We start from the raw sequence: 7,666 nt of genomic DNA, 5'->3' as shown, positions 1-7,666 counted from the left end.
CTCCAGAGTGCGGATGCCCTCGTCGGCAAACTCCTTGATCCATTCGGCCTTGGCGGAATCGAGCGCTTCGGTGGACGGCCATGCTTGGCGCCACGCCGGGAAGATCCCGCGCAGGCGGCGGAACAGGGCGTTCACCACTTCGGCCGTCTGTGGCGTCACCTGGAGCGGCTGGGAGTGAATGGCTGGCGGCAGGTTGCCCATGGTCGCCATAAGTTGGCTGACTGGCTTCATGGGCTCACCACAAGCCCTTCGGCCCAGGCATTGCTGTCGAAGTCGGGCTCATTGCTCTGGCGCGGCGTGAACTGCCTGACGTTCGACGATGCTGCTCGATTCCGATCGCTCAGCACCCACTTCACCAGCATCTGCACCCATTCGGCCTGGGTATTCACTTGGCCGCGCGGCTCGTAGTGGGCAGTGAATGCCCGGCGCGCATCTTCGGTGAACAGGTCCAGCGCTACGCCTGAGTGAACCGAGTAGGTTTTCAGCAGCTTGTCGTCCGGGTGCCAGTCGAGGGTCATTTCGCTGGGCATGCGAGGGTCAACTGATCCCCGCGCAGAGAGAGGGTTTTGATCTTCTCTTCTCTTCTCTTCTCTGGTCCGCATTTCGTCCGCATCGCGTGCGGACATTTTTCGGACACCATCAGACTTTCGGGCGGTTCTTTTCCTCTCATTGTCATTGGCTCGACGCTTAGCGCTTGCCCCGTTATGCTCGTCAAAGCGAGGCATTACGAGGCTCCCCCCGCCATTAACGGATGCCCACTCCACATCGATCATCGCCTGCGTGAAGCCTGACCAGCCAACTACCGCATCCATCGCGTCAACGGTGTAGCCAACCAGTACTCCGTCACTTGAGTGGGTGTCGAAGATGCTCCAGGCCACATGCAGTCCGCCGATGATCCGCAATCTGTCCGCTTGCAATGCGGACACCATGCGGAATACTTTCGGGTGCGTCTGAAGGTCTATTCGCATTTTGATCCAGTCCCCGGCCATTACTTAGCCTCCGAGTCGTCGTAAAACACGACTGCGTTATCTGTCATTCGTACGAACACGGCGGAATCGCCTACCAGTTCTGATAGGGCCGTCATGTATTTGGAGACGCGCTCAAGCGGCATGCCTGAGAAGCCCGTGCCTTCCAGGCAAAACGAAAGCTCTTTGATTGGCTTGGCTGAGCTTTCTTGGGGTGGCATAGCCGAAGTTGCGGGCTCAACTTCACCAAAAGCAAGCCAGTGAATATCGGAGCTACATGCTCTAGATATTTCGGGGAGGTATGCGGTTCTCGCGGATTCGCCACGCTCAATTTCGCTAATTGCCGCTTGTGAGACGCCAACGATCACAGCAAGCTCTGACTGGGTCAGCCCTGCTGAATTGCGTGCGGCCCTGATGCGGTCGCCAAGACTCACGGATTTCATAGCGCTATCCATCACTTGACCCCCTTGCCTACCAAGCCGGCAAGTTCGAGGAATCGATCGACGTACCAGTGGGGGGCAGTCTCGCGAGGGTTGTTTGGGCTGGTCAGGTTCTTGCCGTAACGAAGGCCCTTATCGGTCACCGACCAGAAGTCGACGACGCCGCGCTTGGTGCTGTTGCGCTGGCACTTTTTGATAAAGCCGTTGGCGGCCAACAAGCGATTTAAAGCCGTGGCTGTGCTCGCAATTCCGTTTTCTTTGATGAGGTCGGTGATTGGCTTGGTTTCCATCGAAGATCCGCCAGTAGCGTCTGGAGCAGCGTCGATGGCATAGCCAGGCAGGAATTTCGCATCCAGTCCGTTATTGGCGGCGATCTTGGTCAGCATCATCATTTGGATTGATGGCGCCGGCTTCAGTAGCCTGGTGAAGCACTCCATGATCGCCAGCTCCCCGATGACCTTAACGCTAGCGGGCAGCTCAGGCTTTTGAGCCTGCTTTTCAAGGTACTGCCAGCGATCAACCAACTTGCCGGTGAACTCTGGCGAGAGCTGCGCGACGATGACGTAGCTGTCACGCTCGCCCACGTTGTAGATCCTGGTAGCGCGAGGACGGCCAAGTTTGTCCGTGGACCATTCATCCTCAGATTGAGGGTGGACCAATCCGCCAATGGCCAAGTCCTCAATGAGGCGCTTCACATTGTCGTGACGCTTCTTGGTCAGCTTGGATATTTCTACTGATGACATTGTTCGCGCCACGTTTTGCGATTGCAGGAAACGTGGCGCGCTATTTCCAGGGGTATTGATGTTTGTTTCTAAGCTATGCATAATCTTCCCCGCATATAGTCATTTAGAGAGCCGGGTCACTACCCCGGCTTTTTTTCGCCTGGAAGAAAGCTTTAGCCCCTTCCGTTTCCACAATTAGTCCCTCTGGAGGGCCTTTTTGTGGTCTATCAAAGCGAGTCTTGCTGGAGGTCTTCGCATCAGCTCAAGCTGACGCTGAATTGCCAGTGACTCGCCCGCTTCGATGTAGCGACGTACCGCGTATTCGAGGGTCCAATTGAAATCGGAAGCTAGTTCCCGAATTTCGATTTGGGCCCCTTCATCCAGGTCGTCGAAGACGATTTCGGGCATTGGGACTCCTGCGGGCCTCTAGGCCGACTTATCCTGCGCATCCATTTCTTCCATTCGACGGATCAGGTCAGCAGCTCCAAGACGGCGAGCAAGAAGTGTCAGTTCGCGCATATAGGTAGCCAGCTGCTTGCCTGCTAAACGTGCGTCCATGCGGAACTGGCGCATCTCCTCGGGCTTGTACCGAAGTTTGCAGACCTCACTTCGCTTGTGGTGGTCGTCGAAATACATGTATTGCTCCTGTGGCTGATGAATGGGTTTAGGCGGCAGAAAGGGATTCGACCGGGTACAGGTCAGGCCGAAGCTCATGGCGGGATACGCCAGTAGCTTTTTCGATAGATAGCGCGTGGCGCGCAGGGACACCCCTGGCTTTCCAGTAGGAGACCGCCATAGGGGTCACGCCCAAAAGTCCAGCAAGGGCTTTTCCTGATCCGGCGGCAAGGATTGCGCGCTCAAGGGGTGTAGGTTTCATAAACAATTCCGCCGTCGGCGAGTAAACACCAGTCAACGATACGTTTATTTAATAAACAAGACAAGCCCGGTAAACTTTGTGTTTATGGAAATCAAGAATTCAGGCGACCGCCTTAGAGAGCTAATGACTGAAAGGGGCATGAACCCTAAGTCGCTAGCCGAGAAACTGAATGTGTCCCCCCAGGTTTTGAACAATTGGTTCAAGCGGGGACTGCCGGCGCGCGCGGCTTTTTTGGCTGCTCGAGAGTTTCAGGTTTCAGTGGAGTGGCTTGAGACTGGAAACGTCTCATTTGATGGACCTCCTCCACCTCTTGCGCCATCATCCAACGCCGCTCTCATCGGACCTATAGATGTTTGGGATGACGAGACGCCATTGGACGATGATGAGGTTTATGTGCCGTTCCTTAAGGAGGTAGAGCTTTCCGCTGGAAGCGGCCGCACAGCGGTGGAGCAGTCATCGAACAGGAAGCTGCGCTTCGGTCGAATCAGTCTTCGTAACCAGGGTGTAGATCCAAGCTGCGCCAGATGCGTGACTGTCGCGGGTAACAGCATGGAGCCAGTGCTGCGCAATGGTGCGACTGTTGCGATTGATTCGAGCAGTACTCGAATTGTGGATGGCGATATGTACGCCATAGATCACGATGGGCAGCTGCGCGTTAAGCAGCTTTATCGTCTGCCAGGCGGCGGAATTAGGGTTCGAAGCTTCAACAGGGATGAGCATCCTGATGAGGAATACACCGCCAGCCAGGCTCAGGAGCAGGAACTAGTCATTCTCGGCCGAGTCTTCTGGTCGGGAGGCTTCCACTGATTGCTTTCACCAAACACCACAAACAGCTGCGCCTGGCTTCTTATATCTCATCCCCTCGATCTTAATCCGCTGCGTCAATGGTGGCCATACGCCTCGAATGATAGAGTTCGGGCTTAATTACGGGAGGGATACCATGCTAAAAAATAGACCATTGACCCTTGCTTTTTCGGGGCTCGTCACAGCACTTCTGCTCCAGAGCTGCACTCCAGTCCCGACTAGGCTTGATAAAAGCGCGTACCGCCTGCCTGAGCGCCCTATCACGAATCTTTTATCGAGCAGCAATGCGCAGGGCGATTATCAAACAGCTGGTAACGGATCCAGCATCGCCGAAGCGATCAAAAAATCAGGAGGAGGCAAAGGCGAATACGAGTCGAGCCAGCAGTACGAACAGCGCCTGCAGGGCATTATTCCAAGAAAAATATCATTCACTCGCCCCCTTGATCGAGCTTGGTATACCTACGACGCTGACAGCCAGCGGCTTAAAGTATCCATTATTCTCGATGATGGCTCTGACAAAGGTTATCGAGAAAACTCTACGAACCTAGCTCACTACCCAGCAATTTTGCTGGGAGGATCCATAAAATTTACCGACCAGTACGTAGGTCAAAATGCCTTCGGGGCCTCCGTTCAGGTGGATCAGGTTTTAGCCAAAAAGAACTACGCAGTGATTGGCGCCCTCCCGCGCAACTCCACATTGCAAATATCTTCGATTGCTGGTGACTTTCCGGTGCCCCGCGAAGAGATGTCCGCGGCTAGCAAGGATCTTGCAATACGCATAGACGGAGACGCCAAGCCGCCATATTACGCTCAATCAGCCGACCACCAAAAAGCCACCATTGCATCAAAACAGGAAACCATCTCGGCACTAAATTTTTTCAGAATCACACCTTCAAAAATTTCCATCGTCAACCTGAAAACCGGAAGGATTTATTCCGAAAAACTGGAGGCGACCAGTAAATCTTACTAAAGCCAACCACGTAAAAAAGCCCGCCACTGAGCGGGCTTTTTTGTGGGCGCAATAAACAAAATAAACAAATAGTGTTGACCTGTTTATAAACATGATGTTTACTGAGCCCATCGAGTCACCCAACAGGGACTCGCCAGGGCCTCAGGGCCTGACCGCTCTTTAAAAATTCAGAAGACGATCCCGCTGCGGAAATAACAGCGGGGCCGCCTGTCCGGCAAGGACAGGGAGGGCCGATGCAAAGGCTCTGTCAAAACCAAACTATTAAGCCGCTACGCCTCTACTGGGGACCGGCGATCTGATCTGACCTACCGCCTGGGGAGTGACTCGGGTGCTGGAAGGAAACGCAGGCAGAACCTGCGGCGGATCGAGGGATACCGAACTGGCGAATGATCCAGATATGCGTAGCGAGACAGATTTCCTCGATACCCTTCTTGCGAGGGGTATCAGGGAAATCAAACCGGAGAAAGGAAATGAACGAAGAGCAGATTGAGCGGTTTCGCCAGATCGTTCAGGAGATCGCGACGGATGAAAGCGTCACTTTTGATGAGGCTTTCGCCATCGCTTCGAACCACCTGGCCTACTGGGTGAGCGAAATGCCTAAAGGCAGAGCGTTCGCTGGGGGCGGTAGCTCGTCTCAGGCTGGTCGAAGCCAGCCAGACCAGTCGCTTGACTCTGAAACAAACACTGAAGGATCTGCTGGGTAGGAGAAAGGGGCGGCAAGAGCCTTAACTTTCTCCCTCAGCTCAAAGGTGCTCAGCGAGTTTGCTCCGTAATAGGTGCCAGGCGGCATCCTGAGAACCCCATTATCCCCTTGAACCGTCCTCTTGAGGCCAAGCGCTTCCAGCGCCTTATGTAGGTCTGCGTATTCCTCGCTGTCAGCCTTGAAAATCTCAACCCGCACCATGTAATTCGCCATAACGACATTCCTTGTTTCGACTGTGGAGGCCGGAGCATATGGGTTTCCCTCGACTGTGGAAAGCGAGGAAACAGGGAGCCTGCCCCTGTCAAAAACAGGCACCACCCTGGCATTCGAAAGAGTGCCCATCGGGGATCTGTCTGGTGTAAAGCGCGGAAAGCGTTGGTACCGACGCGACGGCCGTAAATAGTCGGTCTTTGCCGTGGTGCCAGACAGATCCACCAATGACTAATCGGGAGTTACGAAATGCTAAGCACGAAGGAAAGTTTCAAAGCGATGGGCCTGGGCATTCTTGCCGGCCTGCTGATCATCATCTTCGTAGCCGGGCTCTTCACCTGTGCCAGCTTCGTGCTCGCTCAGATGGGCAAGGCAATGGGCTGTGCAGCTTGACGATTTACTGATGCCGCTTCGATGAGGCGGCATTGGAAATCAACGGAGGCAAGACGATGGAAATCACTGGAATCCAGATCAAGAGCATGCAGAACGCGCAGCGCAACTACGACGCAATCGTCCTCAAGTTTGGCGACATGCACTTCACCAAAGACCTTCTTCAAGGCGTCGGCGCAGACCGAGACATTCGGCGGGCAAAGCAGATGGCTGACTCAGCTGGAATTGTTGTCGACTGCTACGAACCGCGACTGCAAGAGCGAATTGCACAGGCCTTGAAGAAGCTATGAGCCGGTTATGAGCTTGTTGGCTCATAAAGCCTCACGGCGGGACCTTTTCACTGATGCCCATCCAGAGCGGTGGGTATTGGGAAAACAACCGGGAGTAAGTGAGATGGCCTACTACAAGACAAGCGATGCCGGTGTTCTGGCGGCTTGGAAGGCGTACAGAGAAAGCGCGGATCGCTTGCAGGTGCTTGGCGAAGAGTTTGCCAAGCGCTTTGTAGGCGCCACCGCACTGTTCCAGACTAGCATGCACAGCGGTCGTAACTTCTACGGCCTGAAGTTCAGCCCACCAATGCCACAGCCGCTGTGGACGAAGCCAGACCCAAAGGCAGATAGCTCGCAGTTCCCGCGCTCAAGTCTGCCGCCGGGCACCAAGGGCGAAGAGCGGAAGGCGTTGAAGCTCGAGCTGCAAAAGCTGCAAGAAGAATTCAAGGAGCATAAGCCGAAAGACAAGGCGGACCTGCAGCCGTTCCTCGACGCAATGGGCCTTGGCGGTGGTTCGTTGTTCTTCTCCAGCTACAAACATGTGGTAACGCCTGACTGCATCTACATCAGCACGTCCGCCAAACCCAATGGCGTGATGACCGAAATTCTCGGCAGCGAGTACGAAGCTGCTGAAGCCGCGAATAACTGAACAACCAGCGCCACGACAGCCTGTCGTTAACTGCCCGATCCACTCTATGAGTGCGCATCGGAAATCCCCAGCGCAGCAGCGGCAGCCATCACGAAGTAGGCCGGGGCGCGTAAGTCGGTTGGGGATTTCCGATGCGGACGAAACTGCGGCCTATAACCGCCCACCTGCATCAACGTAACACGCAGATGAATGCCCAGGCTGATGGGATCACGTACGGGAAAACACCCCTGATGTAGTTCAGGAATCGGATGCGAAAGCATAGTCCGCCAGAAACGGCAGAACGGTCAGACCCGCTTGATGCTAGTGAACTGACACTTACAGATCGTTAAACGTAGGCAGGTTTGAGTCCTGTCATGCCGGGTTCAGCTCCGGCCATCTGCATCACCCAACTGCCAGAGCGCACCGCCGCAGTTGAAACCCAGCACGGAGGATTGGCAGCCATGTGAACGCAATCAACTGGTACCCCCGCGCCACGTAGGGAGGTCTATGTGTCGCACCGAAAGCCCGGACAATGTTCGGGCTTTTTTACGCGCCTCTACCCGTCAGCACTCCTCCCCCGCGCCCATCGGCAACCAGCGGGAGGCATGAGTATTGACGAATACAGGTGAACCAACCACTGAGGAATCAGAAATGCGCCCAGTAATGACGATGGCCCCTATCTGGGAAG

At 54.9% G+C, this 7,666-nt stretch carries 13 protein-coding genes; 5 read left to right on the top strand and 8 right to left on the bottom strand.

What is annotated here, in order from left to right:
* The 7 genes from JFT58_RS29820 to JFT58_RS29790 form a co-directional block, all read right to left on the bottom strand.
* A partial coding sequence (locus tag JFT58_RS29820) for a replication protein P (protein WP_269837159.1) occupies positions 1-231 on the bottom strand: 231 nt, incomplete at its 3' end.
* Positions 228-989, bottom strand: coding sequence for a DnaT-like ssDNA-binding domain-containing protein (locus JFT58_RS29815; RefSeq protein WP_198834863.1), 762 nt, complete (start codon positions 987-989; stop codon positions 228-230). The genes JFT58_RS29820 and JFT58_RS29815, both read right to left, overlap by 4 nt.
* Positions 989-1,408, bottom strand: a complete 420-nt coding sequence (locus JFT58_RS29810; RefSeq protein ID WP_198834862.1) for a helix-turn-helix domain-containing protein — start codon at positions 1,406-1,408, stop codon at positions 989-991. The genes JFT58_RS29815 and JFT58_RS29810 overlap by 1 nt, the downstream gene beginning before the upstream one ends.
* Before the next feature lie 11 nt (positions 1,409-1,419).
* Positions 1,420-2,229 (bottom strand): Rha family transcriptional regulator, encoded by an 810-nt coding sequence (locus JFT58_RS29805; protein ID WP_198834861.1) that lies wholly within the window; start codon positions 2,227-2,229, stop codon positions 1,420-1,422.
* A 93-nt stretch (positions 2,230-2,322) separates the two neighbouring features.
* On the bottom strand, positions 2,323-2,535 hold the full coding sequence (locus JFT58_RS29800) for a hypothetical protein (RefSeq protein ID WP_198834860.1): 213 nt from the start codon (positions 2,533-2,535) through the stop codon (positions 2,323-2,325).
* Between the two features lie 18 nt (positions 2,536-2,553).
* The gene (locus JFT58_RS30540) at positions 2,554-2,895 is read right to left on the bottom strand and encodes a hypothetical protein (RefSeq protein WP_233095471.1); all 342 of its coding nucleotides are present in this window, start codon (positions 2,893-2,895) and stop codon (positions 2,554-2,556) included.
* On the bottom strand, positions 2,792-3,004 hold the full coding sequence (locus JFT58_RS29790) for a transcriptional regulator (protein ID WP_198834858.1): 213 nt from the start codon (positions 3,002-3,004) through the stop codon (positions 2,792-2,794). Before JFT58_RS29790 ends, JFT58_RS30540 begins: the two co-directional genes overlap by 104 nt.
* Positions 3,005-3,088: 84 nt before the next feature.
* Here JFT58_RS29790 and JFT58_RS29785 point away from each other — a divergent pair, with 84 nt between their 5' ends.
* Both JFT58_RS29785 and JFT58_RS29780 read left to right on the top strand, forming a co-directional pair.
* Complete coding sequence (locus tag JFT58_RS29785; protein ID WP_269837160.1) at positions 3,089-3,811, top strand: LexA family transcriptional regulator; 723 nt, start codon at positions 3,089-3,091, stop codon at positions 3,809-3,811.
* A 133-nt stretch (positions 3,812-3,944) separates the two neighbouring features.
* Positions 3,945-4,778: a hypothetical protein gene (locus tag JFT58_RS29780; RefSeq protein WP_198834857.1), complete on the top strand. Its 834-nt coding sequence runs from the start codon at positions 3,945-3,947 to the stop codon at positions 4,776-4,778.
* Between the two features lie 634 nt (positions 4,779-5,412).
* On the opposite strand, the gene JFT58_RS29775 is transcribed toward JFT58_RS29780, so the two are convergent.
* Positions 5,413-5,823: a hypothetical protein gene (locus tag JFT58_RS29775; RefSeq protein WP_156358956.1), complete on the bottom strand. Its 411-nt coding sequence runs from the start codon at positions 5,821-5,823 to the stop codon at positions 5,413-5,415.
* A 117-nt stretch (positions 5,824-5,940) separates the two neighbouring features.
* Between JFT58_RS29775 and JFT58_RS29770 the strand changes: the two genes are divergently transcribed.
* The 3 genes from JFT58_RS29770 to JFT58_RS29760 are packed head-to-tail and all read left to right on the top strand — an operon-like array spanning position 5,941 to position 6,999.
* The gene (locus JFT58_RS29770; RefSeq protein WP_156358955.1) at positions 5,941-6,084 is read left to right on the top strand and encodes a hypothetical protein; all 144 of its coding nucleotides are present in this window, start codon (positions 5,941-5,943) and stop codon (positions 6,082-6,084) included.
* A 32-nt stretch (positions 6,085-6,116) separates the two neighbouring features.
* Positions 6,117-6,371, top strand: coding sequence for a hypothetical protein (locus tag JFT58_RS29765; protein ID WP_198834856.1), 255 nt, complete (start codon positions 6,117-6,119; stop codon positions 6,369-6,371).
* A 7-nt stretch (positions 6,372-6,378) separates the two neighbouring features.
* On the top strand, positions 6,379-6,999 hold the full coding sequence (locus JFT58_RS29760; RefSeq protein WP_198834855.1) for a hypothetical protein: 621 nt from the start codon (positions 6,379-6,381) through the stop codon (positions 6,997-6,999).
* The last annotated feature ends 667 nt before the right edge of the window (positions 7,000-7,666 follow it).

The organism is Pseudomonas sp. MF6767 (assembly GCF_016405475.1).
Classification (GTDB): domain Bacteria; phylum Pseudomonadota; class Gammaproteobacteria; order Pseudomonadales; family Pseudomonadaceae; genus Aquipseudomonas; species Aquipseudomonas paracarnis.
Note: the sequence above shows the minus strand (reverse complement) of the source record. Positions and strands in the feature narration are given on the sequence as shown.

Bases quoted from the DNA above. Each gene is read 5' to 3' on its own strand.
- JFT58_RS29815 (WP_198834863.1), bottom strand. From the start codon at position 989: ATGGCCGGGGACTGGATCAAAATGCGAATAGACCTTCAGACGCACCCG.
- JFT58_RS29810 (WP_198834862.1), bottom strand. From the start codon at position 1,408: ATGAAATCCGTGAGTCTTGGCGACCGCATCAGGGCCGCACGCAATTCA.
- JFT58_RS29805 (WP_198834861.1), bottom strand. From the start codon at position 2,229: ATGCATAGCTTAGAAACAAACATCAATACCCCTGGAAATAGCGCGCCA.
- JFT58_RS29800 (WP_198834860.1), bottom strand. From the start codon at position 2,535: ATGCCCGAAATCGTCTTCGACGACCTGGATGAAGGGGCCCAAATCGAA.
- JFT58_RS29790 (WP_198834858.1), bottom strand. From the start codon at position 3,004: ATGAAACCTACACCCCTTGAGCGCGCAATCCTTGCCGCCGGATCAGGA.
- JFT58_RS29785 (WP_269837160.1), top strand. From the start codon at position 3,089: ATGGAAATCAAGAATTCAGGCGACCGCCTTAGAGAGCTAATGACTGAA.
- JFT58_RS29780 (WP_198834857.1), top strand. From the start codon at position 3,945: ATGCTAAAAAATAGACCATTGACCCTTGCTTTTTCGGGGCTCGTCACA.
- JFT58_RS29775 (WP_156358956.1), bottom strand. From the start codon at position 5,823: ATGGGCACTCTTTCGAATGCCAGGGTGGTGCCTGTTTTTGACAGGGGC.
- JFT58_RS29770 (WP_156358955.1), top strand. From the start codon at position 5,941: ATGCTAAGCACGAAGGAAAGTTTCAAAGCGATGGGCCTGGGCATTCTT.
- JFT58_RS29760 (WP_198834855.1), top strand. From the start codon at position 6,379: ATGAGCTTGTTGGCTCATAAAGCCTCACGGCGGGACCTTTTCACTGAT.